Origin of the sequence: Paenibacillus kobensis NBRC 15729 (assembly GCF_004000825.1) — a bacterium.
In the GTDB taxonomy this organism is placed as follows: Bacteria; Bacillota; Bacilli; order Paenibacillales; family Paenibacillaceae; genus Paenibacillus_T; species Paenibacillus_T kobensis.
On record NZ_BILZ01000009.1, the window covers coordinates 48,036 to 74,952 of the forward strand.

Annotated in this window: 25 protein-coding genes and 1 tRNA gene; 18 read left to right on the top strand and 8 right to left on the bottom strand. The window is 54.4% G+C overall.

Annotated elements, in window-relative coordinates; genetic code table 11:
• Positions 1-90 precede the first annotated feature (90 nt).
• From PKO01S_RS29315 to PKO01S_RS08330, 7 genes are all read left to right on the top strand, one after another.
• Complete coding sequence (locus PKO01S_RS29315) at positions 91-1,206, top strand: cysteine protease StiP family protein (RefSeq protein ID WP_246070496.1); 1,116 nt, start codon at positions 91-93, stop codon at positions 1,204-1,206.
• A gap of 8 nt (positions 1,207-1,214) precedes the next feature.
• Positions 1,215-2,066: an HAD family hydrolase gene (locus tag PKO01S_RS08310; RefSeq protein WP_127530865.1), complete on the top strand. Its 852-nt coding sequence runs from the start codon at positions 1,215-1,217 to the stop codon at positions 2,064-2,066.
• A 127-nt stretch (positions 2,067-2,193) separates the two neighbouring features.
• Entirely contained in the window at positions 2,194-3,258 is a 1,065-nt protein-coding gene (locus PKO01S_RS08315) for an ATP-grasp domain-containing protein (protein ID WP_127530866.1), read from the top strand.
• Between the two features lie 257 nt (positions 3,259-3,515).
• Positions 3,516-4,244, top strand: a complete 729-nt coding sequence (locus PKO01S_RS08320) for a polyadenylate binding domain-containing protein (protein WP_127530867.1) — start codon at positions 3,516-3,518, stop codon at positions 4,242-4,244.
• 20 nt (positions 4,245-4,264) lie between these two features.
• On the top strand, positions 4,265-5,374 hold the full coding sequence (locus PKO01S_RS08325; RefSeq protein ID WP_127530868.1) for a toxic anion resistance protein: 1,110 nt from the start codon (positions 4,265-4,267) through the stop codon (positions 5,372-5,374).
• A 131-nt stretch (positions 5,375-5,505) separates the two neighbouring features.
• Positions 5,506-5,640, top strand: a complete 135-nt coding sequence (locus PKO01S_RS29595; RefSeq protein ID WP_281278838.1) for a hypothetical protein — start codon at positions 5,506-5,508, stop codon at positions 5,638-5,640.
• Positions 5,641-5,971: 331 nt separating this feature from the next.
• Entirely contained in the window at positions 5,972-6,550 is a 579-nt protein-coding gene (locus PKO01S_RS08330) for a hypothetical protein (protein WP_127530869.1), read from the top strand.
• Positions 6,551-6,611: 61 nt separating this feature from the next.
• Here the strand turns inward: PKO01S_RS08330 and PKO01S_RS08335 are convergent, their stop codons facing one another.
• The 6 genes from PKO01S_RS08335 to PKO01S_RS08360 all read right to left on the bottom strand — a co-directional run bounded on the left by PKO01S_RS08335 (position 6,612) and on the right by PKO01S_RS08360 (position 13,054).
• Entirely contained in the window at positions 6,612-7,928 is a 1,317-nt protein-coding gene (locus PKO01S_RS08335) for a 6-phospho-beta-glucosidase (RefSeq protein WP_127530870.1), read from the bottom strand.
• Positions 7,906-8,949 carry an N-acetylglucosamine kinase gene (locus PKO01S_RS08340; protein WP_127530871.1) on the bottom strand — a complete coding sequence of 348 codons (1,044 nt, stop codon included), beginning with the start codon at positions 8,947-8,949 and terminating at the stop codon, positions 7,906-7,908. The genes PKO01S_RS08335 and PKO01S_RS08340 overlap by 23 nt, the downstream gene beginning before the upstream one ends.
• Positions 8,946-9,953, bottom strand: a complete 1,008-nt coding sequence (locus PKO01S_RS08345) for a LacI family DNA-binding transcriptional regulator (RefSeq protein ID WP_127530872.1) — start codon at positions 9,951-9,953, stop codon at positions 8,946-8,948. Before PKO01S_RS08345 ends, PKO01S_RS08340 begins: the two co-directional genes overlap by 4 nt.
• A 301-nt stretch (positions 9,954-10,254) precedes the next feature.
• Positions 10,255-10,953, bottom strand: a complete 699-nt coding sequence (locus PKO01S_RS08350; RefSeq protein ID WP_127530873.1) for a hypothetical protein — start codon at positions 10,951-10,953, stop codon at positions 10,255-10,257.
• Between the two features lie 268 nt (positions 10,954-11,221).
• Entirely contained in the window at positions 11,222-12,094 is an 873-nt protein-coding gene (locus PKO01S_RS08355; protein ID WP_127530874.1) for an SDR family oxidoreductase, read from the bottom strand.
• Positions 12,095-12,184: 90 nt separating this feature from the next.
• Entirely contained in the window at positions 12,185-13,054 is an 870-nt protein-coding gene (locus PKO01S_RS08360; protein ID WP_127530875.1) for an aldose epimerase family protein, read from the bottom strand.
• 151 nt (positions 13,055-13,205) lie between these two features.
• On the opposite strand from PKO01S_RS08360, the gene PKO01S_RS08365 reads away from it, so the two are divergent.
• Complete coding sequence (locus PKO01S_RS08365) at positions 13,206-14,261, top strand: globin-coupled sensor protein (protein ID WP_127530876.1); 1,056 nt, start codon at positions 13,206-13,208, stop codon at positions 14,259-14,261.
• Between the two features lie 102 nt (positions 14,262-14,363).
• Here the strand turns inward: PKO01S_RS08365 and PKO01S_RS08370 are convergent, their stop codons facing one another.
• Complete coding sequence (locus PKO01S_RS08370; RefSeq protein ID WP_127530877.1) at positions 14,364-15,689, bottom strand: saccharopine dehydrogenase NADP-binding domain-containing protein; 1,326 nt, start codon at positions 15,687-15,689, stop codon at positions 14,364-14,366.
• Between the two features lie 279 nt (positions 15,690-15,968).
• Here PKO01S_RS08370 and PKO01S_RS08375 point away from each other — a divergent pair, with 279 nt between their 5' ends.
• The 4 genes from PKO01S_RS08375 (at position 15,969) to PKO01S_RS08390 (ending at position 20,395) form a co-directional block, all read left to right on the top strand.
• Entirely contained in the window at positions 15,969-16,865 is an 897-nt protein-coding gene (locus PKO01S_RS08375) for a multicopper oxidase family protein (RefSeq protein ID WP_127530878.1), read from the top strand.
• An 18-nt stretch (positions 16,866-16,883) separates the two neighbouring features.
• Positions 16,884-18,323, top strand: a complete 1,440-nt coding sequence (locus tag PKO01S_RS08380) for an HD-GYP domain-containing protein (protein WP_127530879.1) — start codon at positions 16,884-16,886, stop codon at positions 18,321-18,323.
• A gap of 120 nt (positions 18,324-18,443) precedes the next feature.
• On the top strand, positions 18,444-19,376 hold the full coding sequence (locus PKO01S_RS08385; RefSeq protein ID WP_246070490.1) for a M15 family metallopeptidase: 933 nt from the start codon (positions 18,444-18,446) through the stop codon (positions 19,374-19,376).
• 293 nt (positions 19,377-19,669) lie between these two features.
• Positions 19,670-20,395, top strand: coding sequence for an EAL domain-containing protein (locus PKO01S_RS08390; RefSeq protein ID WP_127530880.1), 726 nt, complete (start codon positions 19,670-19,672; stop codon positions 20,393-20,395).
• 102 nt (positions 20,396-20,497) lie between these two features.
• On the opposite strand, the gene PKO01S_RS08395 is transcribed toward PKO01S_RS08390, so the two are convergent.
• Entirely contained in the window at positions 20,498-20,986 is a 489-nt protein-coding gene (locus PKO01S_RS08395) for a hypothetical protein (RefSeq protein ID WP_127530881.1), read from the bottom strand.
• Positions 20,987-21,116: 130 nt separating this feature from the next.
• Between PKO01S_RS08395 and PKO01S_RS08400 the strand changes: the two genes are divergently transcribed.
• The 6 genes from PKO01S_RS08400 (at position 21,117) to PKO01S_RS08425 (ending at position 26,894) form a co-directional block, all read left to right on the top strand.
• On the top strand, positions 21,117-22,835 hold the full coding sequence (locus PKO01S_RS08400) for an ATP-binding protein (RefSeq protein WP_127530882.1): 1,719 nt from the start codon (positions 21,117-21,119) through the stop codon (positions 22,833-22,835).
• 86 nt (positions 22,836-22,921) lie between these two features.
• Positions 22,922-22,997 (top strand) — tRNA-Thr (locus PKO01S_RS08405).
• A 267-nt stretch (positions 22,998-23,264) separates the two neighbouring features.
• Positions 23,265-23,900 carry a DUF4004 family protein gene (locus tag PKO01S_RS08410; protein ID WP_127530883.1) on the top strand — a complete coding sequence of 212 codons (636 nt, stop codon included), beginning with the start codon at positions 23,265-23,267 and terminating at the stop codon, positions 23,898-23,900.
• Positions 23,901-23,924: 24 nt separating this feature from the next.
• Complete coding sequence (locus PKO01S_RS08415) at positions 23,925-24,617, top strand: polymer-forming cytoskeletal protein (RefSeq protein WP_127530884.1); 693 nt, start codon at positions 23,925-23,927, stop codon at positions 24,615-24,617.
• A gap of 28 nt (positions 24,618-24,645) precedes the next feature.
• Positions 24,646-25,320: a hypothetical protein gene (locus PKO01S_RS08420; protein ID WP_127530885.1), complete on the top strand. Its 675-nt coding sequence runs from the start codon at positions 24,646-24,648 to the stop codon at positions 25,318-25,320.
• 26 nt (positions 25,321-25,346) lie between these two features.
• Positions 25,347-26,894: an MDR family MFS transporter gene (locus PKO01S_RS08425; protein WP_127530886.1), complete on the top strand. Its 1,548-nt coding sequence runs from the start codon at positions 25,347-25,349 to the stop codon at positions 26,892-26,894.
• Positions 26,895-26,917: the final 23 nt, after the last annotated feature.

Consider the following 26,917-nt stretch of genomic DNA (forward strand, 5'->3'; position numbering starts at 1 on the left):
GTCGTTATCTGCACAGGCGTTGGGGCAGCGGGAGCCGGGCGAAAGGGTGAAAGCCGGTTGTTCGACCGTATTATCGCACCGCCGGATCCAATGGGCAGCTATGCGCCTTCCGATGTGACGTTTCTGCTGAAGGATTTGCAGGATGCCAAGCTGGAAATGCCGACGGAGGACAAGGAAGAAGCGATTCAATCGGGCGTGCATTATTCGGAGATGCTCCCGGCGGAGTACGAGCCGTCAGATCGTTACTTGCGTCTGTTCCACGAGACGCTGGAGCAGTCGTCGGCGCTAGTGGCGCAAGGTGTTGCGGCTGTCGCGGAGCTAATCGTCCGCAAACGCGGACTGCGCTGCGTGCTCGTCTCGTTGGCGAGGGCAGGCACGCCGGTCGGCGTGCTGATCAAGCGGTACATCGAGCGGCAGTATGGCATAGCGCTCCCGCACTATAGCATTTCGATCATTCGGGGCAAGGGCATTGATGAGAATGCATTGCTGTATATATTGCAGCAGCATGGAGCAGATGCCGACCTGCAGTTCGTCGACGGATGGACGGGCAAGGGAGCGATTCGGCGTACGTTGATCGAAGCATGCCGGGAGTTCGAGTCGCGGTATGGCATCCGGTTGAACGACGATTTGGCGGTGCTGGCCGATCCGGGCTATTGCTCGGAGACGTTCGGAACGCGCGAAGATTATCTCATTCCGAGCGCATGCTTGAATGCGACGGTGTCCGGGCTTGTAAGCCGGACGGTGTTGAAGCCGGGATTGATCGGGCCGGATGATTTTCACGGTGCTAAATATTATGGTCATTGGCTGGATATCGACCAGTCGAACCGGTTCGTGGAGCGGATTGAGCAGCACTGGGACGAAGTGGCGGAAGCGGCTTCGTTGGATGCGGATGAGAGAATGCGCAATGCGGCCAGTGGAAGCGAACAGGCGGAGCGGGCTACCTGGCGGGGACTGGCCGATATCGAGAAGGTGCAGTCTGCCTATGGCATTGCCGACATGAATCTCGTGAAGCCGGGTGTCGGGGAGACAAGCAGGGTACTGCTGCGACGGGTTCCGTGGAAGGTGCTCGTCGACCGTCTCGATAATCCGCATCTGCGGCATATTTTGCTGCTGGCTGAGGAGCGGGGCGTTCCGGTCGAGGAGTTCCCGGGCCTCGCCTACTCCTGCTGCGGCATTATAAAGCCGATGGCGCCGAAGGAGGGCTAAGGTAAGTTATGATCTATGCAAGCGATCTGGATATGACGCTGATCTTCTCCAGGAGGTCGATGGCCGTTCCAGAAGATACGGCGGGCATCAGCGTCGTCGAGACGATCGGCGGCAAGTCGGCCTCTTTTATGTCTGATGCCGAAATGGCGGCGCTGAAGGAACTGTCGGGGAAGCTCCTGTTCGTACCGGTGACGACGCGCACGATGGAGCAGTACCGCCGGATCGATGTGTTCCAGCGGCATATCGTGCCGTCCTACGCCATTACGAGCAATGGCGGCAACGTATTAGTCGGCGGCGAACCGGATATGCAGTGGAGGAAGATGGTCGCCGAGCGGCTGCGGGGAAGCGCATGCTCGCCGGATGAAGCGCGCCGTCTGTTCGCGCCGGTCGTTAGTTCGGACTGGGTGCTGGATGAGCGGCTGTGTGACGATTTGTTCTACGTGTATTTGATGGATCGCGACCGGATGCCTCTTGAGGCGGTGAGGGAACGTGCAGCGGAGCTTGCTGCGCTCGGCTGGGAGCTGTCGGTGCAGGGACGCAAGGTGTACATCGTACCGGCTGCCGTGAATAAGCGGGATGCCGTTGCTTATATCCGGCACCGGCATCCGGAAGCGGAGCTGATTGCTTCAGGCGACTCTTTGCTGGACCGGAGCTTGCTGGAGTCGGCCGATTATGCGGTTGCTCCGGCACATGGAGAGCTGTACCGCATCTATCAGGAGACGGGTCAGATGGGCCATTGGACTTTCACGGAGCGTTCAGGGCTGTTCGCGGGAGAGGATATTGTTGCCTTCGCGCAGTCGAAGCTGGATAAAGCGTCTATGCCGGCAGGCAAGCGGAAGACGGGTACAGTACCGGGATAAGATCGCCGGTAACGACAGAAACGAAGGCAGCACTTCGGCAACGTGCTGTTCGGCGCTGTATGTCGAGGTCTGGTCCATAGGCTATACATACCGTTAGAAGCCACTAATCGCAGGGGGAGCGATCGTCATGAAGAACAAGCAGGAATTACGGGTTTATTTTAACCGCTGGTTTTCCGTCGCCTATCATTACATGAACAGTATCCGCAATAACGAGGACGGCGTGAAGTTCAAGCTGTACGGGACGCATCCTGATGCCACCCACATGGCGCTGCAGGCAGCCGATTATGCGACGACTGAGCCGGTGCTGGAAGGAACGGCGTACATCGATTTCCTCGTCGATTTCTGCCGGGGGCACGAGATCGACGTCTTCATTCCGCGGCTTCGGATGCTGGATATCGCTCGAAATATCGGCAGGTTCGACGAGATCGGCACGACCGTGACCGTCTGCCGCGACGTGGAACTGCTGGAGAAGCTGACGGTGAAGGACAAGTTCTACGAGGAAGTTCGCGGGACGGGCATTATGGAGGTGCCTGCCTACGAAGTGGTGACCGATGCGGAGGGCTTCAAGCGGGCGTATGAACGGTTAACGTCGGAAGGGTACCGTATCTGCTTCAAGCCAACTGATTCGGAGGGCGGGCTCGGATTCCGCATCCTTAACGACAATCGGAACGCGCTTGCCGATTTGTTCGGTTACGTCACGAATGAGCTGACGTTCGAGGAAGCGTATGCGATCTTATCGCGGGTCGAAAGCTTCCCGGAATTGATGGTCATGGAGCTGCTGGAAGGGCCGGAGTACAGCATTGATTGTCTGGCTGACCGTGATGGCGCGCTGCTGGCAGCAGTTCCGCGCCGGAAGGCCGACGGCAGGCTGCGTGTGCTGGAGCAGGATGCCGAGCTGATTGCGATCGCTCATCGTGTGGCGGAGACGTACCGGATTCCTTTCAACTACAATATCCAAATGCGCTGCACCGGCGGTGTGCCGAAGCTGCTCGAGATCAATCCCCGCATGTCCGGCGGATTGCATGCTACTTGCCTGACTGGCATTAACTTTCCGTACTTGGGCGTCAAGGCGGCGCTCGGCGGAAAGATCGGCCCGCTCGTGCCGGAGTACGGCATTATGACGAGCCACATCGAGCTGTCGATGCGGATGCAAACTTTTGATCAACGTATTAGTCAATCGGTCAGCCGGTAATGCTAATAATAGCGATAGTGATAGTGGTGCAGCAGCGTTCGGGAACGAGGTAAAGGTGCTGTTGTGACACAAAAAGTGATGCAAGAGCGTCTGTTAGTGAGGTAAAGGTGCCGGTGTGACACTAGAAGTGATGCACCAGCCGATGTGCGCGGCGGGGAGGGTTGCCGATGCGGCATTAGCCGGTCGCATTGACAGCATTGACGGCGATTTCTACAATAGTGAGAGAGAGACCAACAAGTTATTTGGAGGAAACGCCCGTGAAAAATACGCTGATCGGCGCCGCTGTCGGTTATGTCGCTGCCCTTATTACCAGTTTTATGCTGCCAGAGCTGTTGTCGTTGTTTATCCCAGCAATTGGAGCCGTCGTCGGCAGTCTCGTGACGAAGCGGATTCCGCCAGCCCCTCCGGCAGGCCAGAATGCGCCTTACCCGGTAAGCGGCGGTCCGCTGCCGAACCAGCTGCAGCCGCAGAACCGCACGCAAGGCGCAGCGCAACCGAGCTTCAACGCTGCACCGCCTCATGCCGCACCACAGTCGCAGACGCGTCAGCCGCAAGCAGGATCGCCAGCTCCGCAACAGCAGTTGCCGGAAGGGTTCGGTCCGGTCGTCGAGTATTTGCAAGTGCTTGAAGATATGATTATTTCGGAAGGCCAGAAGAACAATCTGGACAGCGAGATCGTCGACAAGTCACTGGCGTTGTTCGCCCGCGTACAGCGTGTTATCCCATTGTTGGACCAGTTAGGCGATAACAACATCAACCATACGATCCGCCGGCTTATTCTGAAGGATCTGAACGGTGTTATTAACCCGTTCCTCCGGCTTAGCGGAGAACTGAAACAGCAGAACCGCCGGATGCTTTTGAACGGATTGAAAGACGTCAATTCCAAAATATCGGCGATCGTATCTACGATTGAACATAAGGATCTGATCGAGCTTCAATCGAAAGCGGAACTGATCCATCAGCGTTACAACCAGTCCGAGCTTTAATCGCGAAGGAGGAACACAAGATGTCGACGACACCACCACTTGTACAGCTTACGAAGGAAGACGAAGTGCAGGTAAGGCAGGATGCATCCCGCTTGTTCAGCCAAGTGGCGAATACCGATTCCGTGCAGCTTGATTCATTGATGGACGAGATTGGCAAGCTGGGGATGAAGACGCAGGAGAAGGCAGGCCAGACGCTGAAGCTGCTCGACCGTCCGGTTAATGATCTGATGGGCGGAAGCCGCGCGGAAGTTTCGAACAATATACTTAAGCTTCGCGGTGAGTGCGAATCGCTGCAAAGCAGCAAGAACGTCGGGTTTATCGGTAAGCTCATCCGTAAGAGCCCGCTGAAAAACTACGTTTACAAGTACCAATCGGTGAAAACGAACGTCGAAGTGATCATTAACTCGCTTCGCGACGGCAAGGATACGCTGGAAGAAAGCATCGTCAACATGCGCCAGCTGAAGCGCAACTCGCTGGAGCAGATCTATGCGCTGCAGACGAAGATCGCGTTCGGCGAGAAGCTGAAAGGGATGTTCGAGCAAGAGATTGCTAGGCCGGAGAACGAAGGACGGAAGGCTCAGCTTGAGCGCGGATTGCGCAAGGTCGTTACGCGCATTCAGTCGATGACCGAAATGATTATGCTATACAACCAAGCGATTGCGGCAACCGACATTATTAACGATAACAACGACAAGCTGATCGATTCGGTCAATAACGCGATCGATAAGACGTCGAACTTGATCACGGTATCTGCGATGATCGCTCTTGCCTTGAACGACCAGGAGAAAGTGATTAGCGCCGTAGATGCGACGAACAAGACGATTGAAAGCCAATTCCAAGAGAACGCCCGTCTGCTTCGCCAGACGACGGAGCGCACGAACGATTTGCTGGCTAAGCCTGCAATGTCCATGGAAGCAGTCAATTCGGCGATTACCGATTTGATGGCTGCAATCGATATGTCGGAGCAGTCGAACCGCCGTATTATTGATAGCTGCAACGACTATACGAACAAAATGACGACGATCAACACGCAGCTGGCAAACCGTCTCGGCCATGGCTCGGACGGGTCTTCGACCCCGGCGCTTAATCAGGCGCAGACCGATAATGCGCTTAGCTCGCTGCTCGGCTAACTCGGTGCTCTAGAGACAGGTCAGCTTGACAGCTTGACAGTTAGGCATCGCACGGACGCGATGAGCCGTCATATTTGCCCGAACTCGCACATATAATGGCCTAAAAGCCGTCGGCGAAATGAGGGAGGCTCATGGTGCTCTCCATTGTACTAGGCTGCCTGATCGTTATTCTGATCGTTGTGGCAAGCAGCGAACGGGCAGAGGCGATTGCCGAGCTGAACGATCCGGCTCATGCACATTTGTTCAAGCACACCAAGAAGGGCTGATCCGTAAGACGCCGATGCGCGGCTGCGGGCCAGCCTTTCTTGCTGCCAGTAACGTTAGTCTGCACGGAACGGGTACGTGGAGAGCGGTTGTCGACCGCATAAGGCGGTTAGGGGTTAAGGCGAAGGTAGGCGAAAGCGATAGCGATGTTCACAAGAACGAGAACGCCAAGCCATAGATTCAATTTATTCTCGCGCATAAACTTCATGGCGACACTCCGTTCATTAAATATGTATTGCTCCTATACTTTACCGTATAGCCCGGAGCGGCGTAAAGATGTCAGGTAAGGTATGTCATAATTTTACAAACAGTTTGCCCGGAAGGAGCGGAGCCATGCTAGATTTCGCGTTCGAAATCGTTGACGATTCGCACATTCAGATCGAATACCGGTACGGGAGTGCCATGTTCAACTTCAATTTGTACTGCATGGACGGAAGGTGGACACTTCATCCGTTCGACGGCATACTGCTTGGAAATCGGGAGACGTGCCGGCTCGTCATTGCCGAACTTCTGCGGAACAAAGATTTTCATCTCATGCTCGCCCGTGAGAATATTGCGTTGTCCGGGCTTCAGACCTCTATTGATCTGCAGGAAGCAGAAGCGGCTGCAAGCGGCAGGCTGAATGGACAAGACCGAACCCGCCTAGACGAAGACAATGAACAAGATCCGCTCGAAGACTACATTGAATCGCATACGTTCGAGGAGATTGTGGCCAACGAACAGATGATAATCGATGACCGGCTTAACCTATTCAAGGACATTATTGAGAAAATGTTTATGGAAGGCTATGGTCCAGACGACGAGGAGTTCAGCAAGGTGCAGCATATTATCCGGATTTATAAAGAGGCAAGCGAACGTCTGTCCAGCTTAGGGGGACCGGATCTTCGCAGCGACCACCGCCGCAGGTGGTAGCTTGAAAAGAAAAGCCGTATACCAGTGACGATTGGATCGTCGCTGGTATACGGCTTTATTGTTAGGCGAAGAAACGAGGCAAATAAGGACGGTTTGCTTCCAACATCTCGTCCAGCAGCGCCACGGCGGTGTTGACCGACGGAACGAGCGGATGATGAGCCATCGCCTGAAGCGCCGTTCCACGGTCGCCGGTAACAGCTGCTTGAATAGCCAGTTGCTCGTACGTTTTGACGGCATGAATGAGACCTTTCGCCTGCAGCGGCACGTTCTTGACCGGCAGCGGCATCGGACCGCTCTTCGTGACGACGCAGTTGACCTCAATGCACGCATCGTCCGGCAGAAAATCGAGCACGCCTTGGTTCGCGACGTTCAGCGTCTGAATGTCGTTGCGGCCGTTATACAGCGATACCATCAAATTGACGGCAGCTTCGGAATAATACGCACCGCCGCGCAGCTCGAGCTGCTTCGGCTTCTCGGCGAGCGCCGGATCAGCATACAGCTGGAACAGTTCGTCTTCGACGCGCTTGACGACCTCGGCGCGGATGCCGTCCTTCAGCAGTGCCGCTTGCTGCTCGGCCAGCATTTGATCCGTCATGTAGAAATATTTCAAATAGTAAGAGGGAAGCGCGCCGAGCGTCCGCAGAAATTCCGGGTTCCAGCCCTGCTGCGGAACGTTCTTGGCGCTGTAGCTGTCATCATCACGCAGCAGCGAGGCAATCTGTTCTTCACCGTCGACCTCGACTCGCGTAATCCAGTGCAGATGATTCAACCCGACGAATTCAGCATAGATACGGTCGGTAGGTACGCTGTACTTGCCCGACAGCCATTTCAGCAGCCCGATCGGAGCATTGCACAGTCCGATGCTGCGCACATTGGAGTAGCGTTGGATGGCTTCCGTGACCATGCCTGCAGGGTTAGTAAAATTAAGCAGCCAAGCGTTCGGCGCAAGCTCCTCGATATCTTTGCAAATGTCGAGCAGCACCGGAATGGTACGAAGCGCCTTCAGCATGCCGCCCGGACCGGTCGTCTCCTGGCCGATGACGCCATAACGGAGCGGGATCGTCTCGTCCCTGCCGCGCGCATCCAACATGCCGACGCGCATTTGCGTGCTGACGAAGTCGGCGCCTTCGATCGCCCGTCTGCGGTCAGTCGTTAAGTGGACGGCAATGGGCAGTCCCGACCGTTCGACCATCCGTTTCGCCAGTGCGCCGACAATGTTTAATTTATGGAGTCCGGCATCGATGTCGACCAGCCATAGCTCGCGGACCGGTAACTGATCGTAATGCTGAATGAATCCTTCCACAAGCTCCGGTGTATATGAGGAGCCGCCTCCGATGACCGCGATTTTGAGTCCGTTAGTGCCCGTCTTGTTCGTCATTCGCTCCAGATCCTTTCCGTTCGGTAGTAGTTGATGCCAAAAGCGGGATAAGCTCGAAGTCACTGAACTTTCGCATAGCCGCCGCTGCGGCAGGATTGACGGCTTGGCCGTCCGCCTCCATCGCGCGCCATACGGCGCCAACGACGGGCTCCGTCGCTAACGTGACGACTTGCGCATTCGGCGCTTCTGCATGCAGCGCTTGCTCAATCGGCCCGCGAATCCAACCGCCGGAATCGCCTCGCGTCAGCAGGCTTCCGGCCAATACGACGTCGAATGCCGCATCGTGCATGCCAAGACGGCGTACGACGGAAGCAACCGACTTGCCGAATTCGATCCCTTGTTTCGTCAAGATCTCGATGGCGACAGCGTCGCCCTGCGAGGCGGCAGGGAAGAGAAGTCGGGCTGCGTCGAGCGGAACGGACAAATCGTGATCGAGGAAGTCGTCGTACATCGCCTCGACACTTGGATAATTCAGCAACTCGAGCAGCAGCGGCGTGAGCGCCGTAGGCTGCTCCCGGCCGTCCCATGCCCGGATGACGGAACGGAATACTTCGATGTTAAGCGCACCGCCGCCTCCGAAGTCGCCGTACATGTAGCTGAAGCCGCCGCACTGAAATTGTACGCCGTCACCGTTGATGCCGACACAGTTCGTTCCCGTTCCGCCAATAACGCCAATGCCGTACGGCTTCGAGGAACCAGCACGGAATCCGATCAGCGTATCGCACTCGATGGACCAGCGGGGATAGCCAAGCGATGAGACGAGCGGGCGAAGAATGCGGTAATCGGTCTCGCGGTCTGCCCCTGCCAAGCCGAAGCAGACATGAGCGATCTCGTCATGACGGAGTCTGGCTTGCCGCAGCGCTTGCCCGGCCGCCTCGCGGATGCTTTGCGCCGCTTCATCCCGCCCGTTCTGATGATTGCCGGGACCCCCTTTGCCCTTGCCGAGAACGTTGCCTTGCGAATCGGTCAGCAGGGCGTATGTTTTGCTGCCGCCGCTGTCGATGCCTAGATAGTATTTCATAGACCTTGCTCCTTTCTCGGAATAGACGCTGATTGCCGGATAATTAACTCTGGTTCCAGCTTGATTGGGCTGCTGACGGTTTCTCCGCCGATGCGGGACAGCAGCATATCGGCGGCCGCGACCCCGATTGCCGCCGCAGGCTGCTTCACAGTCGTCAAATATGGCCGCAGCTGAGAAGCGAGCGACTGATCGTCGAAGCCGACGACCGACACGTCGGCAGGCACTCGTAAGCCCGCCTCCGTCAAGGCGTTAATGACGCCGAAGGCGATGTGGTCGTCGCCGGCGAAGACCGCGGTAGGGAGACGTTGTTCGTCGATCCATCTTCGTGCTGTATCGTAGCCGAATTGAACGGCGTAATCGCCTGCAACCAGTTCGAAGGGCTCGACCCCTGCGCTGTGCATTTCATCCAGGAAGCCGCTGCGCCGCTCAAGGGTGCTGCGGTAGAGCCCGCTGCCGCTCAGATGAGCAATGGACCGGTGGCCGAGTTCAAGCAGGTGCCGCGCGGCCGCTTGGCCTCCGGTATAGTTGTTGACGGTAACCGACCATTCGTCATGTTCGGGAAGCTGGTGATCAATGAGCACGTAAGGGATGCCGCGACGGGTCAATTCAGCAATCCTGGCCGTCTCTTCCGTAGGGGACAGCAGGATGATGCCGTCGACTCGGTCCTCTTGAATCAAATAGTGCCCGCCGTCATGGTCCGTACCGCCGTGAGTAACGGAGAGAGCGAGATAGTAGCCATGGTGCGCCAACGTTTCGTTCAATTGCTGTACGATCGTATCGAAGAACGTATCCTGAAGCGTCCCGACGATTACGCCGATGATGCCGGTCTTGCCGCTGGACAGCGAGCGTGCGGCGGAATGCGGCCGATATCCGAGCTCCTGCACGGCATCGAGCACCTTTTGCCGATTGCGCTCCCTCACGGAAGCAGAGCCGTTCAACACCCGCGATACGGTAACGACTGACAAGCCCGACCGGCGAGCGACGTCATGAATGTTTATTTTCATCAGAGGGCGGATTTCCTTCCTTGTCGAAAGTTTAATCGGTTTAACTTTTATCGTTAAAAAAATCCCGATGTTCGGTACAATCACAAACAAATACGGAGAGCGCCGAAACGGTATTGGCTTGTTAAAAGACGAAAGTTTAATCGGTTTAACTTTCGGTTGTTAATATTACTATAGCCGAATTTAAGAGCGGTGACAAGAACCGATATTGAACGCATTCGGCTGAAGAGAGAATTTGGTTGGCGGACAAGCCGTGGGGCGTACGAGCAGAAGCCCCGCCTGCGGGCGGAGCTGAAGAGGAATTTTATTTTTTTGCTTTCTTCAGGTCATCCTTCAGGACTTTTAAATCCAACGTATCGTATTTAGACAACTCAAGATTCGCTGACATTGATTTTACTTTGTCCTTCTCGTCGATCAAATACACGCCTTCTTCGAACGAAACGGATGCATATACGTCTCTGATTGGATCTTTCTTGAGCACGAACAAATATTTTTTATTCTGTTTTACTTTCGTCTGACCATCATCATTGCCGATAACGCCAAGCTGGCTATAAGTAATCTCTTTCAGGTCAGGGTTTCCGTACAGAACTTCATGAATCTTAACCTTTTGTTGAGCCGCATCGAAGGTAAACTCTCCGCCTTTGCTTTTGAGTTTGGTTTGCAGCGAATCAGTACTCGAACCATCGGATAAAGAGACTTTAACGTTCTTCCCCTCATCGATTACGGTACCGATAACGATAAGATCTGCTTTGTCCGTAAGTCCGCCAAGCGATTGAACCGGAAACCGGAATCCTTTGACTAATTCGGATCCAATGATTTTGGAGCTGCCGTCGGGATTCGTATTGTATTTAACAGCGGCGATCGTATTAACCGCGTTGGAAGAAGGAGTACTATTTTTAACAACAGGTTCATTTGCTTCTGAACAGCCGGTCAATGCCAAACCCATTACAAGAACTCCTGCGACAATGACACTGTTCCGTTTCTTTTGTTTGGATTGTTTCATTGTGGATGGCCTCCTATGTAGATTAATTAATGAAACGGGCACTTAGGAACGATTGTTGCAAATTAAAAGGCGGTAAATTTAACTAGTAGTTAAAATATTTTCTCGATGCTGTTAACTAGCGATCAAGGCGGAGCCGTGTTCAAAGACGTGGAGCTCAGTGTTTTCATATTCGCGTAACAGGATAGATGACCAAAACGGGAGCCGATCCGTTAAGATCGGCTCCCGTTTTTATAATAGGCAGTCTGTATGTTGCTGCATCCGCCGCCGGCTATCCGTTGACGATTTCACCGCCGTTCAGATGGATCATCTGGCCGGTCATGTAGGAGGAATCGTCGCAGGCAAGATAGACATAAGCGGCAGCCATCTCATAAGGCTGGCCGGGCCGCTTCATCGGCGTGTCCGAACCGAACTCGGACACTTGCTGGGCATCGAAGGACGCCGGGATGAGCGGCGTCCAGACCGGACCAGGCGCGACGCCGTTGACACGGATGCCGCGGTCCACCAGATGGACGGCGAGCGAACGCGTGAAGGCGACGATTGCGCCTTTGGTCGCTGAGTAGTCGATGAGCAGCGGATTACCTTTGTACGCGGTTATCGATGCGGTGTTAATAATGGCGGTACCTGGCTTCAGCAGCGGAATGGCAGCTTTGGTCAAATAGAACATGCCGAAGACGTTCGTCTTGAATGTGCGCTCGAGCTGCTCGGCGGTTATTTGCTCGAATTGCTGAAGCGGGTGCTGCTCAGCCGAGTTGTTCACGAGTATATCGATGCCGCCGAGCGTTTCTTTGGTCTGCTCGACTGCTTGCTTGCAGAATGATTCGTCGCCGATGTCTCCCGGCAGCAGCAGACATCGGCGGCCTGCGCCTTCAATAAGCGTCTTCGTCGCGAGCGCATCGCTGTGTTCATCGAGATAGATGATGGCGACATCGGCGCCTTCCTTCGCGAAGGCAACGGCTGCTGCTCGGCCGATGCCGCTGTCGCCGCCGGTAATTAATGCGGCTTTGCCTTGAAGCTTGCCGGCGGGTTTATAGGACGGTGATTCGAAGGCGGGGAGAGGATTCATCTCCGATTCGATGCCGGGCTGACGGTTCTGATGCTGCGGCGGAAGCACCTGATGCTTCTGCGGAGTGGACGGACTCATGGCATAAAGCCTCCTTGCATAGGATTGATCCGTCCTTATTATGGTTGAAGCACCGAATTCTATTCGCCGGATTCCGTTATAATGCCCAGCTTACTCTGCCAATTCTATCGTCAGCGCAGCGAGCAGTGTTTCTCCCGGCTGTACGATGACAAGCTCTTGCTGGGCGTTCAGTTCGCCCGTCTTCGCCATCCATGGCTCCACACAGATGAAGGGCTTGCCTTCTACGGACCATAGAACGACATATTTGAAATGGCTGCTGTACGTCATGCGCACGGTATGTCCGCCTGAGACAGGGAAAGCAATTTCCGGTCTGACCGGATCGAGCAGCGTAACCGATTCGACAAGGCCGCTTAGATCGATGGAGCCGGTGAACGGCTTCTCGATCATGTCGTTGTAGTCGATATACCGCGAGGCGTCGGTTTCGTAAGCGATATTTTTGTCCTCGGCTGTAAAATAGGGGTGAAATCCGGGATACATCGGCATGGGCTCGGAACCGGTATTGCGGTAGCTCTGCTCGATATAGAGCTTACCGCCGCGAAGCGAATAGGTGAAATCGAGTTCGAAGTCGAACGGATACGATTCACGGGTCGAGGCATTGCTCGTCAGCCGCAGCGTGACGGAGGCTTGTCCTTCGTCCGAGCGGGAGACGGTTTCCCAGGCGGACGTACGGGCAACGCCATGGTTGCGCATCTTGTACGTCTGGCCGTTCCATTCATATTGGCTGTTTGCCAGCTGCCCGCTGATCGGGAACAGTATCGGATTGCCGCCGCGGATGTTGGCATTCGGGTCCAAGAATGTGCTCTCGTCCAAGTAAAAAAGCTCCGTGTCATTCAGCTTGCAGCTAATGGCAATGCCGCCCCGTTCCGGGCATAGGGTTACAGATGAAGCCGTCAGCTGTTCGGACAGCTGGATCATATCGTATTGCTCGCGATACTCGCGAATGGAATAGTGAGCGCTCATTCGTAGACCTCCGTTCAACGTAAGACTGTCATCTTTTCCTGCCAGTTTGACAATTACAAGCATAACATACGGACTGCTGTCAATCTAAACAAGGGCCGAAATTTTCCGATATATAGGTTTAGATCATGTATTTCAATTGGAGGAATTCGGAGTGAATGTAAACATCAAGGGAGCCTCAGCAAGCGGACAGCAGCGCATCCGGTTGACAGACAGCAGACGGCGTCAGCTGTCGTATATCGGGATTGGTGAAGAGGATCTGGCTCTCATGCATGATCAACAAGCGCTATTCCGCAGCATTACGAACGAAGTGGTCGACGAGCTGTATGAACGGCTGCTGCAGGAACCGGAGCTTGCGGCTATTATTCAAAAGCACAGCACGCTGGACAGATTGAAGGAAACGCAACGTTGGTACTTTCAATCGTTGACGGACGGTCTCATTGACGAGCCGTTCATCGCGAGGCGTATTCATATCGGGGGTATCCATTCCCGCATCGGATTAACGACGAACTGGTACCTCGGCACTTATATGCTCTACCTGGATTTGGCGACGAGACGAATCAAGCAAGCGGAGCCGGCGAACTGGACGGCTATTGTACTGGCGCTAACCAAGATGTTCAATTTCGATTCGCAGCTTGTGCTGGAAGCGTATGAAGAAGGCGAGAAGGGGAAAATCCAGCAGTTGGCCGATGAGAAGGAGCATATGCTGGTCCGGATCAATTCAGCGGTTCAGGAGCTTACGACGATGATCGCAGAGCTGAATGACAGCAGCCGCAGCATGTCGGAGACGGCACTGCATACGGCGGATTTGCAGCGCAGCTCGAATGAGCATGTTCAGGAGCTTCACCGTCAGGTACACGATATCGGCGAGCTCGGCTCAACGATGAAGGAAGTGTCCGACCAGACGCACCTCATCGGCTTGAACGCTTCGATCGAAGCGGCTCGGGCAGGCGACGAAGGTCGCGGCTTCGCGGTGGTGGCGAACGAAATCCGCAAGCTGGCTGCGAACTCGAAGCAGTCTCTGGATGTGATTCAATCCAAATTGGGCTCCATCTACAAATCGCTCGCGCAGGTCGAGAACGGCAGCAAGCAGACTCTTCAGCTGGCGGTCGGACAAGCCGCGAGTTCGCAAGAGCTGTCGGCGTTTATTCAAATGATCGACAAGGTTGCGCAGGAGCTGGAACAGCTGCAAACGCAGCAATCGAAATAGGAATTCCGTATAAAAAGACCCGGCATTACCGCATCGCTGAAGCCAGCGAAAGAGCGGCAATGCCGGGTTTTTATTTGATAAGTGCGGCAAGCCGCTTACGGACTACTCCACGTTCTCGTTTACGTCCTCGTCCGCATCATCGTCTTCATCTTCGTCTTCGTCTTCGTCGTCAACTTCCCGTTGCAGAATCGTCCCCATTGACTGTTCATTCGTGCCGATAACGTATTCACGCAGATAATAGGTTGCGTAGTCGCCATAACGGCTGTCATCGGACTCGACCAAATCGTGAATCCAATGGATGCCAGGTGCAATCGATTCGCCATCCAGCAGCAGTACGGCAGCTGCCGCATAAGCTCCGCTAGCGACTTGTACATAAGTTGCGTTCGATTTGTATTTCGCGTAAGCCTCGCTGTTCGAGATGACGTTATACATATAGCGCTCGTAATCGTCGTACACCAGCAGCACGCCAACGAGATCGGAGCCTGTCAGTTCGCCGTCCTCTGGATGAAGCAGCTTCTGGTCATAATCCCACAGGACATCGGTATCGTCCAGATGATTCTGGATCTGCTCTGTCGTGTAGTCGTTGACCCGGTAAATAAAGGCCGATTCCACCTCGTAATCATCTGCAAGAGCAATTGTTTCCTCGTGCGCCATCAGGCAGCCGGTGAAGGACAGATCGCCGAGCTTGACATGATATTCCCGCGAATATACATCATCGTAGATCATGAAGGTCGAATCGCCAATCGAGAAGACCGGGTAGTTCGAGACGGCTTCCTCAAGGAAGCACTCCGGCGACCATGTGACGTACACCGTTTCGGGTTTGACCTTCGACGGATCGGCATAGAAGGTATCGTCCTTCTCGACGACATATATCGCGCGCGGCAGCTTGTCCGGGCGCTCCTTCATCAGCTTCACGGCCATCCATTGAACGACGCCGGGGTTCATGCCAGAGCAGACGATTGCTTTCACGTTCTTAAAGCTGCTTTCTGCTTCCTCGAACCGGTCGATTCTTTCAAGCAGGCTTGTCATCTCTACTTCGGGCATCTCGTCCACTTCTGTGTCTTCCAGAGCCGTGTTGACGTAGCTAATGCCGAGCTCGTCGCAGCACGCAATCATGCTCCGCGTATCAGCCCAGGACAAGTCGATGACGAGCCTAGTTTTTGTGCGGACACAATGCTGCTTCAACGATTCGGCATCCGTAAGATCCAGTTGATGAAGCTTCAAATGAGAGTCTGTCAGTACAGGGGCAAAGTTGCGGTAGTAGCTGCGGGGCTTTTGTTCGCGGTCGATTCCGTGGATTTTGGAATTGGCGATAACCGAATGCAGCGGGGCTTGTTCGTCCAGCAAAGAATGCTCAAACAGCGTTATTAGAGCCCGAGCGACGCCCCCCGAGCTTCCAAGTACTGTTATGACGAAAGGGTTGTCCATCCTTTCGCCTCCTTTCGATCGTGTTGGTTCGGACGAACGGGGGGACCACACGATTCACTGTCCACGTCTACCGATTCATCCAGTTGCTATATCGTATTCCGGGAAGGTGACAGACGATTGATGCAAGAGCGGACAGGCAGACGGAATTTATCCTTCGTAATGGAAAATTTCTCTTTACGGCAAGCCCGTAGTCCGGTATAAATCAAGATAGAACGCATATCTTTCACGTTGACGGTATCCTGCTGCTGTATGGATGCACGAGAAACGGAGGGATGCGGAATGATCGTTGCTCCGGATTTGCCGGTATTGCCTTGCCGGATTGACGGCGGCGTCAAGTTGTTCGAATTGACAGCGGAACCTGTCATATCCGAGCTGCTGCCGGGCATTTGGATGGAAGGATGGGGGTACAACGGCTGCATCCCCGGACCGCTTATCGTCGTGCGTACCGGAGACGACGTCATGTTCCGTGTAACGAATCGGCTTCCTGTGCCGACAAGCGTGCATTGGCACGGCTTGGACGTTCCGAATACGATGGACGGCGTGCCTGGCATTGAGCCGACACCGCTGATAGCGCCCGGAGGGCATTATGATTACCGGTTTCAGATCGTGAACCGGCCCGGGACGCATATGTATCATTCGCATGTCGATGTCGTCAGACAGATGGGGCTCGGACTTGGCGGAATGCTCGTCATTAAGGATCCGAACGAAACCGGAATCGCGCATGACTATGCGTATTTGCTGCAGGAGTTCAAGCTGGCCGGATTGTCCAAGGGCGAGCTTCGGCAGGGGCGATATAAGCTCGACCCGCTAAGCGACGGGTTCAATTTCTTCACCATGAACGGCCGCTGCTTCCCTGCGGTCACGCCGATGAAGGTTAGGTGGGGAGAGCAAGTGCGCATCCGGCTAGGCAACATGGGGATGAATGCGCATCCGATTCATATGCACGGCCATCAATTTACGTTATGCGCAATGGACGGCAATACGCTGAAGCCGGCGAACCGGCCTCTTTTGAATACAGTCAGCGTTGCTTCAGGAGAGACGAGAGATATCGAGTTTCTTGCCGACAATCCAGGGCGATGGCCTTTTCATTGCCATATTCCGCACCACAGCTCCAACAATTTTACGCCGCCTGCGGGAGGCATGTTCACGGTTATACAATACGAGTCGACCTACTGAGTGAGGAGGAACCAGCTTTTGCGGAAACATGCGGGAACTCGCAACATGCTGCTGATCGTGCTGCTGCTGCCGCTCGCCATCTATGGGACTCTCCGTAGCTTTGGCTCCATGGATGCGACGGTACATACGCCGGCCGGCCACTTCTATATCGTCAGCGTAGTCGCGGTTTTGGCATTCGTCATGGCATTGTTCGTCGGCATTGCCGGCATTCGCATGCGTAATGTCAAAGTAACGCTAATCGCGATGGCGTATGTTTCGCTTGCCGAAATTTTTATATTGCACGGATTGGCAACACCCGGTTTATTGATGCATGTATCGAATTTGCCAAGTGCGGCGGCGCAGATGAGCATCCTACTGTCCGTTTTCTGGCTGTGGCTCTCTTCGATGTCCAGCGACCGCACGCTTATTCGGCTGCTCGCACGCCGCAATGTGATGCTGCTTCCCGTTTGGACCGCACTTCTTGGCGCCGTCTGCTATGTATTGTTCCATAATGTTTCGTGGTTCGGCCATCAGCAATTGTTTAGTCCGCTCTTCAAGACGATCACGACGGTCGTTATTGCGTTTATTGCTGCTTGGACGATGAGAAGATATTGGCAAGCTTATCTCGCTTGGGGATCGCAACTGCATATTATGCTCGTCCACAGCTCCGGGTTATTGATCGTGTCGCAAATTATAATGGTAACCGGCGTCTCCTGGAAAATTAGCTGGTGGATGTACCACATCACGCTGCTTATATCGGTCGTCCTTATGCTTATCGGCTTAACGCTTCATTATTCGAACCGGCATGCGCTTGGCTCTTCACTCCTTCAGTTGTTCCGGGCGAATCCGCGCGAGTGGATCGAGACCTGCTTGTCGCCGAACGTACGCGCTATCATTATGGCAACCGAATCGCGGGATGCCTATACGGCGGGCCATAACTACCGCGTTGCTCTCTACGCTCTTCGCTTGGGCGAACATCTCGGGCTCAACAACGAACAGCTGCGTGCGATTGCACTTGGAGGCATCGTTCATGATGTCGGCAAGCTGAAGGTGCCGGACGAAATATTGAACAAGCCGGGCAAGCTGACGCAGCAGGAGAGAGTGATTATCGAGCGGCATCCGGTTTCCGGTTACGACATTTGCAAGCGGCTCGGATTTATGACTGAAGAGCTGTCCGTCATCCGCTCTCATCATGAACGGTGGGACGGATCGGGCTATCCGGACCGACTGAAGCACGATCGAATTCCTTTGCTTGCGAGAGTGACCGCCGTAGCGGATGTTTACGATGCGCTGACCTCTTCGCGTTCCTACCGCAAAGCGATGTCTCATCAAGAGGCGCTGGCGATTATTCAAGCGGAGCGGGGCAAACATTTTGACCCGGCATGCGTCGATGCCATGGTGCAGCTAGCGGCAGAGGATGCGGCATTTTTCCTGCAAACCTCAGGCAGCGACAGGGAACTCGAACTGGCACTCCAGTAAAATGATTTCGGTTTGAAGGAATCCATAATATTCAATCGTTCTGGGCGAAACTTTTTGTCGAAACTCGTCGTCTAATGATGCAGATAGATTCATAGACTTCATAGACAATGGGGAGAGTTCATGAACAAGTGGATATGGGCCGCTCTGATCGGGGCGGCTATTGTTATTGGCGGCACGTATATGGTGGTAACGGGTAATTCGGATACAGGCACGTCTTCGGCAGACAGCGGAGAAGTGCCGGCATCTACGGAAGTACAGGGCCAAGAAACGGACAAGCCTGCTCAAGCGGACGGTTCGACAGACGGTGTGAAGGCAGATGGAGAGAAGCCGGATCAATCAGCAGCGGAGGAAAGCGGGAAGCCGGATTCTGCTTCCGGCCAGCAACAAGACTCGAAGCCGGCAGATACGAAGCCGAATACGGACTCGGGCAACAGCGGTTCCGGTACATCAGCGAATGAAGGCGACGCTGTCGTGACGGCAGCTCAGCCTAATCGTGTAACGGTGCTCGTTAATAAGTCGCACCGGCTGCCTGCCGGATACGAGCCGGATGATCTTGTCTATCCGGATGTTCCGTTTATTTTCAGCGAGAAATCGGACAAGCGCAAGATGCGCCGGGAAGCGGCGGATGCGCTTAAGCTGCTGTTCGACGCGGCGAAGAAGGACGGCATCGAACTGGCCGGCGTATCCGGTTACCGCTCCGAAGCGCGCCAGAAGACGTTGTTCAACAATTACGTCGAGCGCGATGGATTAGAGCAAGCATCGCGTTACAGCGCACGGCCGGGCTTCAGCGAGCATCAGACGGGGCTGGCGATGGACGTATCCGGCAAGGCAGGCAAATGCGCCGCGGAAGATTGCTTCGCCGGAACCGATGAAGCAAATTGGCTCGCGGACCACGCTTATGAGTACGGATTTATTATTCGTTATCCTGAGAACAAAGAGCAGGTTACCGGCTACAAGTATGAGGCATGGCATCTGCGTTATGTAGGTACGGATACGGCTGCCGCGATTCAAACCGCCGGCTTGACGCTTGAGGAATATACGGAGCAGCAATAGCTCTGACTGTTCGTCAATAGAAGCCGCTGATTCAATCCCAAGGGATCGGATCAGCGGCTTTTTTTGCATTATACGACCTATAATTAGGTTGTTGATCCTATATAGAAACTATTGATATGGGGAAAATAAAAAATAAACGGGTATAAAGTAGGATTTCGTCGATCGATGTCGAATTTATCGTGGAACATGTTTCCTTTTTGTAATCGATATCAGGGACTTGTTAACTAGTTCGAGCCAAAGCAAGCGGAAACGAGAACAATTGGTTCAACCAGAAGAAAGGAACGTATGCGCCTATGTCAAATGCTTTAAGGTCGTTCGATTATGAGGAACTGTTCCATCATTTCCAGCCGATCGTGGACGGACAATCGGGTAAGGTGTACGGCTATGAGGCGTTGATTCGCTGCAAGGCCGGCATCGGACCATATGAGCTGTTTCAGACGGCTAGACTTAATGGTGAATTATTCCAACTGGATACGATCTCATTCCAATCGGCGATCGAGTCTTTCTTTGGCGAAGAAGGCCCGTCACATGAGCAGCTGCTATTCGTTAACCTTCTTCCTTCAACGTTGGGTAACCCTTTATTCTCGTCATTCTTATCACGAATGGAGGAACGTTATGTACAGTACTTCGGCCGTCTTGTCGTTGAGATGAACGAATCGGCTGAAGAGATGCATTTGTGGGATACGCCGGAGTTCGCGAGCGGAACCGGCTTATTGCGGGAATGCGGAATTCGAATTGCACTGGACGACACGGGAGAAGGTGTCTCGTCGCTCCGGAAGTTTGTCGAGCTTGAGCCGGATATTGTGAAGTTGGACCGTTATTTTGCACAAGGGTTGTCGGAATCGGGCCAGAAGCAGCGCGTCGTCAATCTGATGGCGGAGCTGTGCAAGGAAGACTCGATGCTCATTCTGGAAGGAATCGAGACGGAGACGGATTGGGTGACGGCACGCCAGCTTGGCGTGAAGCTTGGCCAAGGGTTCTGGCTTGGCCGTCCGGCCTTGCTGCCCTGCGGTTGTTAGCGGTTAGCGGTTGAACCTTGTTTATGTGAGCTGCATCGAATGCCCAAATACCGTCATGACTGCCGAAGAGGCGGCATGACGGTATTTGGTGTTGGCCTGCTGTTACAGCAGCGCAATGACGAGAAGCTCGAACAAGACGAGCGGCAGAATGGCATTGTACGGCATGAAGCCGCGCGGGTCCTGCCAAGCGCACTGCAGGTAGAGGCAGCGCTCGTCGACGTGTACGATTACGCCTGTATATTTATGGCCGTCGACGGTTTCCACCGCTACATGACGGTGCATGTAGTTGCCGCAGATCGGATTAATTTTGTTGCGGATGTCTCTGACATGCTTCACATGCTGAGCGTCGGCTTTATACAATATTTTTTGCTCATGAATCGCAACTTGCTTCTCGTACGGCTTCTCGTACTTGTCATATTTCTCATACTTGTCATGCTGATCGTACTTCTCATATTTGTCGTACTTGTCGTACTTGTCATGTTTCTCGTATTTATCATACTTGTCTTGAGGCTCATACTTTTCGTGCTGCTTCTCGAATTTGTCATGCTTCTCGGTTTTCTCGAGCTTATGGTGTTTTGCTGGTTTCTCCACAAGGCACCCTCCCGGCGGTATGCTGTCGCTCTATCGTATGCGGGCAGAAGCCCGGCGGTGATTCAATGTCGGCGATCGTGTACAATAAGCAGTAGCAGCATTAACGGCAATCAAGGGGGAAGAGTGCAGCGTGGCGTTCTCCGAAGTGTTTTTTATCAATTTATGCGTACTGATTACGATCGCATATTTGTTCAACATCGGCTACAAATATATGTTTCCGACCTTATCGAAACGGATGAAGTACGGGCTGTCGATCATCGTGTTTACGCTGGCGGGCTGGGTTACGATGCTCTTCGGCCTTCGTGTCGGTGATACGCAGCTGTTCGATCTCCGGTTCGTGCCGCTCATTATGGCGGTACTTGCCTTCAACCGTCCGATCACGTTTATTGCCATCGGGTCCGGCATCGGCATCGGAAGACTTCTATTCGGCTTGAACGAGTCATCCTGGGCAGGCTGCATTAATATGATGGTGCTGGGCCTATTCGCTGCCGTGCTCAACTTCTGGCTGGAGAGGCAGTCATGGCGCTTCGTCTGGAAAGCGACAGCTGCTGTCGTCTCGATCAACGTCCTCAACACGCTCGATATTTCGATACTCGGCGCGATTCCATTCGACGTGTATTGGATTGAGGTTGCGCCGATTACGCTGCCTCTGGCGGCGCTGCTCAGCGGTTTTTTTGTTTTTATGATCCGGGATTTTCATAAAGAGCAGCTGAGGCTCGATGAACTTCGGGGCATGAACATCATCCTGCGCAGGCAGACCAAAGAGCTCCGGGAAGCGAAGCGCGATCTGGAGGAGAAGGCCCGTCAGCTCATGCTGGCGTCGAAGTACAAATCGGAGTTTCTGGCGAATATGTCGCATGAGCTGAAGACGCCTTTGAACAGCATTCTGCTCATGTCGCAGCTCATCAGCGATAATGACGATGAACGGTACGGCATGGACGAGGTCCGGTACGGAGAAATCATTCATGCGGCCGGAACCGATCTGCTGCAGCTGATCAACGACATATTGGATTTGTCCAAAGTTGAAGCGGGCAAAATGGACATCGTCATCGAGCCCATATCCTCGCTTGATCTTGTTCAGATGATGCAGGCGATGTTCCAACCGCTTGCCGATCAGAAGTCTCTTGCCTTCAACGTCGAGTTCGCGGAAGATGTGCCGGACACGCTGTATACGGACGCGCTGCGGGTGAACCAGATTATGCGCAACTTGCTGTTTAACGCGTTCAAATTTACAGATCAAGGCTCGATCACGCTTCGGGTAGGCGTAGAGTCGGCAGCCGAGCATGAGAATGCAGCGGCCAAGAGGAGACTGCGCGATTGGACGTCGGCGCTGTACCGCGGGCGTCCGAGCAATGCCGGCATTATTGTCCGGTCCGGCGAGACGACGACAGGGCGGATTCGCAAGCGGGTATATGCTGCGGCGATGATGCCCGCCATTTCGGTACTGAAGCGCAGTGAAGCGGCTGCGAAGGAAGAAGTTGCAGTTGCCGCTCGCGGAGAAGCGTCCGGCGAGACGGCTGTTGAACGGCACAAGGAACTGCCGCCGGAGACGGCGAAACGGCAGCGCCGCCCGGATGCGGCAGCCGGGCAGTGGCTTACGCTTGCTGTTGAAGATACCGGCATTGGCATCGATGAGGAGAAGCAGCATCTGATCTTCGAGGCGTTCCAGCAGGAAGACGGAGCGATTAACCGCAAGTATGGCGGCACCGGCCTCGGACTGTCGATCAGTCTGCAGCTTGCCCGGCTGCTGGGCGGCTCATTGTCGCTCTCCAGCGAGAAGGGACAAGGCAGTACGTTTATTCTCCGGCTGCCGATCAAGTTGGAGCCTGAACAGCAGGCCGAGTTTTAATTTTGAAGAAAGTATTGACTTCCGTTCGCTGGCGAGGTATATTATAAAAGTCGCTGATGCGACAACGCCCGTAATAAGGCGGACATGCTGATGTAGCTCAGCTGGTAGAGCAACGCATTCGTAATGCGTAGGTCGGGGGTTCGAATCCCTTCATCAGCACCACTATTGTAATTAAGACGCGATTCCTTAGGGAATCGCGTTTTTTGCGTTTTAATCCTCTTTCGGATACGGGATGGTGTTAGACTCGGTCCTAAGACGGAGCGGGTTTCATTCTGATGGCGCTTAAGAGCGGAATGCCGAATCGTGTACACTGAAGAAAGCGGTACGAATGAGATGGAAATATCGTTCTGAAGAAGAAGACGAAGAGCTTCTTCGGTCGGTTTCAAATGCGTAACAGTGTTATGTTACGAGGTGGCAGGAGGGAAACGGATGGAGCAGGAGCTTATATCCAAGAAAGATTTGCTGGAGCAAATGGATATCTCTTACGGGCAGCTGTACCGGTGGAAAAGGAAGCGGCTTATTCCAGAGGAATGGTTCATCCGTAAGTCGACGTTCACAGGGCAGGAGACGTTTTTTCCGAAGCCGCTCATTATAGCCCGGATCGGTCATATATTGCAATTTAAGGACGATCTGTCGTTGGATGAGCTCGCCGGCACGCTTTCCCCGCTGCAGACCGATATCCGGATTGGGGCAGAAGAGCTTCGCATGCGCGGCCTCGTATCGGAGCAGATGATTCTCCGGCATGCCGGACTTGCGCTAGACAGCGGCCAGCTTCCTTTCGATCAAGCGTTTTATTTGTATGTTGCCGAGCATATGTCGCAGCTTCTTCGGGGAGAAATTACCGAGCAGGAGACCGGGGCTTTAGTCCGCCTGCTTCGCGGACAGCTTCCGAAGCTGGAAGGCAAGCTATGCGAGCTGGTCGCATTGCGGACGGAGAGCGGCAGTTCAATGGTATTGCATACAGGCGGAGGAAGGTTATATGCCGATGAGCGGACAACAATTGCTGCATCCATTCATTTGGATGAAGCGATTGAAGCGTTCAAGAAGAAGCTGTACGCCTATTAAACGGACTGGAAGGGGAGCGGCGTTATGAAGAACAGCGATATGAGCAGCTTTGGAAATTTGAGTGTTAAAGGCATGGGCCAGGCGTACGGCGGACAGTACCGGCATGTGGTGATCGACGGCTTGGCGAGAGTCAGCGGTAATGTTCAATGCGAGACGTTCCGGCTGAACGGCATGAGCCGAATGAACGGAAGCATCGATACGGATCAAATGACGATCAACGGTGTCATGAACGGCAAAGCCAGCATTATTGCCAAGCGGGTCAACATAGACGGTAAAGTGAACGTGCGCGGTTCGCTCGTAAGCGACGAGATTGTTTTGCACGGACTGCTGAATTTAGAAGGCGATTGCGAGGCTGAGCAGGTCATCGTACGCGGCGGGTTCGGCATCGCCGGACTTCTTAATGCAGGAACGATTGAAGTGGATTTGCATGGAAGATGCAAGGCGGGAGAAATGGGAGGCTCTACGATCCGAGTGACGCGGTCAAGAAGCAGCCGTGCCAGCCGCCTGCTTAGCCGGATCATTCCGGCATTCGAGCCGCAACTTCAAGCCGGTGTTATTGAGGGAGACGACGTTCATCTCGAAGCGACGCGCGCCAGTGTCGTCCGCGGCCGCCGCGTTTACATCGGACCGGGCTGCGAGGTCGATCGTGTGGAATACGAGCTTGAGCTTGTCGTCGATCATGCGGCACAGGTGAGGGAGACCGTGAAACAGCAGTAATAGAGACGAAGAGGGGAGTGCTGAAGCGATGATGGAACAACCGAATCGCGGAAGAGCGAATATCGTCGGTAACGGGTCCGTTGGAGGCGGGGCATATACGAGTGTAAGAATTGTCGGCGAAGGCGAGGTGCTGGGGGCGCTTGGCTGTGACACTTTTACGTGCACGGGCAACTGCACTGTGTTCGGGCCGGTGAGGGCAGGTCTGTTCAAGCAGCGCGGCGATGTGACCGTGAAAGGCGAATGGAGCGGGGGCCATTTGAAGACGCTCGGCCAATTAACGATTGAAGGCAGCGTACGCGCGGCAAAGCTCGACATTGTGGGACAGCTTACTGCGCGCGAATTTGTGGAAACGGATAATTTGAAGCTGCAAGGCGCGATAGAGGTTAATGGGCTCGTCAACGCGGATCAAGCGGACATTCGGCTGTATGGTCCGAGCCGGGTGAACGAGATCGGCGGAGGACGCATTCATGTCCGGCTAAGCCGGTTAACGGCGATGAAGGAGTGGTTGAAGCCGAGGCACTCTACCGAGCTGTCAGCGGCTCTCATCGAGGGAGATGACATTCATCTGGAGCATACGCGTGCCGATATTGTAAGAGGCAACCGGATTCATATCGGTGCAGGATGCGTCATCGGCCGCGTCGAGTACAGTCAGTCGCTTCATGTTGCGCGGAGCGCCAAGATTGGAGAAGAAGTACAACTGTAAACATGAGAGAGGAGTCAGACGCCATTATGCTTCAACAACAACAAAGCAAGCTAGGGCTTGTCGTAGCGGGACTGCTGCTCGGCATCTTCGTCGCTGCAATCGATAATACGATTGTAGCGACTGCAATGGCTACGATCGTATCGGATCTCGGCGGCGTCGAGAAATTTGTCTGGGTAACTTCCGCCTATTTGGTCACAGAGATGGCCGCAATGCCGATATTCGGCAAGCTGTCGGATATGTACGGGCGTAAACGATTTTTCGTTCTAGGCATCTTCTTGTTTCTGCTCGGGTCCGTTCTGTGCGGAACGGCGCATAATATCGTCGAGTTGAGCATCTACAGAGCTATTCAAGGGATTGGCGGCGGCGCGCTCGTGCCGATCGCTTTCACGATTATGTTCGACGTATTCCCGCCGGAGAAGCGCGGCGGCATGGGCGGCTTGTTCGGTGCCGTCTTCGGTACATCCAGCTTGTTCGGCCCGCTGCTGGGCGCCTATTTGACCGACCATATCGATTGGCGCTGGATTTTCTATATCAACCTGCCGCTTGGCATCGCATCGCTGGCGCTCGTCTATCTGTTCTACCGCGAATCGACACAGCATGAGAAGCAGCAGATCGACTGGTGGGGGGCGGCAACGCTCGTCGGTTCGATCGTCTCACTCATGTTCGCACTGGAGCTGGGCGGGCAGCAGTACGCTTGGGACTCTGTACAAATCATCGGATTATTCACGGCAGCAGCGCTGTTAATGGCCGTGTTCCTGTATGTGGAGACGAAGGCGAAAGAGCCGATCATTGCGTATAGCATGTTCCGCAAGCGGCTGTTCGCTGCGAGTACGGTTATCGGCTTGCTGTATGGCGCAGCCTTCATTTCATTCGCGATGTATATTCCGATCTACATTCAAGGGGTGACGGGCGGAACAGCAACGCAATCGGGGCTTATTCTGCTGCCGATGACTGTCGGCTCCGTCGTAGCCGCACAGATCGGCGGCATGTCGGCGGCGCGAACCTCTTACCGGAACATCATGATTTTCTCAGCCGTTGTATTCGTGCTCGGTACGGCGCTGCTGGGGACGATTACGCCGGATACGCCGCGCGCGCTGCTGACCGTCTACATGATCGTAGCGGGGCTGGGCGTCGGCTTCTCCTTCTCGGTACTGGGCATGTCGGCTATCCATCATTTCGATTACCGGCAGCGCGGTTCGGCCAACTCCACGATGGCATTCCTCCGTTCTCTCGGGATGACGGTGGGCTTGACCGTATTCGGTATTATTCAACGCAATTCGCTGACGGATCAACTGAAAGAATCGCTCGGCGGCGGCATGCCGGTCGGCGAGGGGCAGATGGGCGATGTTCGCCAGCTGCTGTCGCCGGAGAACCGTGCGAAGATGCCGCAGGATGTGCTGGACAGAATCGTCGATGCGTTGTCGTCCTCGATCTCACACATGTTCCTGTGGGCGCTTATCCCGGCAGGCTTATCGCTCGTCGCCGTGTTCTTCATGGGCAACGACAGAATGGTCGTGCCGGCCCGCGGCGGACAGGGCAAGCCGCAGACTGATCTGAGCAAGCAGGGCTCTTAGTCAGGCATCATGACGATGTTTTA

Coding starts and splice junctions, on each gene's coding strand:
- PKO01S_RS08335 (WP_127530870.1), bottom strand. CDS start 7,928: ATGACGAACAAGACGGGCACTAACGGACTCAAAATCGCGGTCATCGGA.
- PKO01S_RS08360 (WP_127530875.1), bottom strand. CDS start 13,054: ATGAGCGCTCACTATTCCATTCGCGAGTATCGCGAGCAATACGATATG.
- PKO01S_RS29315 (WP_246070496.1), top strand. CDS start 91: ATGGGCAGCTATGCGCCTTCCGATGTGACGTTTCTGCTGAAGGATTTG.
- PKO01S_RS08340 (WP_127530871.1), bottom strand. CDS start 8,949: ATGAAATACTATCTAGGCATCGACAGCGGCGGCAGCAAAACATACGCC.
- PKO01S_RS08390 (WP_127530880.1), top strand. CDS start 19,670: ATGTCAAATGCTTTAAGGTCGTTCGATTATGAGGAACTGTTCCATCAT.
- PKO01S_RS08315 (WP_127530866.1), top strand. CDS start 2,194: ATGAAGAACAAGCAGGAATTACGGGTTTATTTTAACCGCTGGTTTTCC.
- PKO01S_RS08355 (WP_127530874.1), bottom strand. CDS start 12,094: ATGAGTCCGTCCACTCCGCAGAAGCATCAGGTGCTTCCGCCGCAGCAT.
- PKO01S_RS08375 (WP_127530878.1), top strand. CDS start 15,969: ATGATCGTTGCTCCGGATTTGCCGGTATTGCCTTGCCGGATTGACGGC.
- PKO01S_RS08310 (WP_127530865.1), top strand. CDS start 1,215: ATGATCTATGCAAGCGATCTGGATATGACGCTGATCTTCTCCAGGAGG.
- PKO01S_RS08345 (WP_127530872.1), bottom strand. CDS start 9,953: ATGAAAATAAACATTCATGACGTCGCTCGCCGGTCGGGCTTGTCAGTC.
- PKO01S_RS08415 (WP_127530884.1), top strand. CDS start 23,925: ATGAAGAACAGCGATATGAGCAGCTTTGGAAATTTGAGTGTTAAAGGC.
- PKO01S_RS08330 (WP_127530869.1), top strand. CDS start 5,972: ATGCTAGATTTCGCGTTCGAAATCGTTGACGATTCGCACATTCAGATC.
- PKO01S_RS08325 (WP_127530868.1), top strand. CDS start 4,265: ATGTCGACGACACCACCACTTGTACAGCTTACGAAGGAAGACGAAGTG.
- PKO01S_RS29595 (WP_281278838.1), top strand. CDS start 5,506: ATGGTGCTCTCCATTGTACTAGGCTGCCTGATCGTTATTCTGATCGTT.
- PKO01S_RS08425 (WP_127530886.1), top strand. CDS start 25,347: ATGCTTCAACAACAACAAAGCAAGCTAGGGCTTGTCGTAGCGGGACTG.
- PKO01S_RS08410 (WP_127530883.1), top strand. CDS start 23,265: ATGGAGCAGGAGCTTATATCCAAGAAAGATTTGCTGGAGCAAATGGAT.
- PKO01S_RS08420 (WP_127530885.1), top strand. CDS start 24,646: ATGATGGAACAACCGAATCGCGGAAGAGCGAATATCGTCGGTAACGGG.
- PKO01S_RS08350 (WP_127530873.1), bottom strand. CDS start 10,953: ATGAAACAATCCAAACAAAAGAAACGGAACAGTGTCATTGTCGCAGGA.
- PKO01S_RS08370 (WP_127530877.1), bottom strand. CDS start 15,689: ATGGACAACCCTTTCGTCATAACAGTACTTGGAAGCTCGGGGGGCGTC.
- PKO01S_RS08385 (WP_246070490.1), top strand. CDS start 18,444: ATGAACAAGTGGATATGGGCCGCTCTGATCGGGGCGGCTATTGTTATT.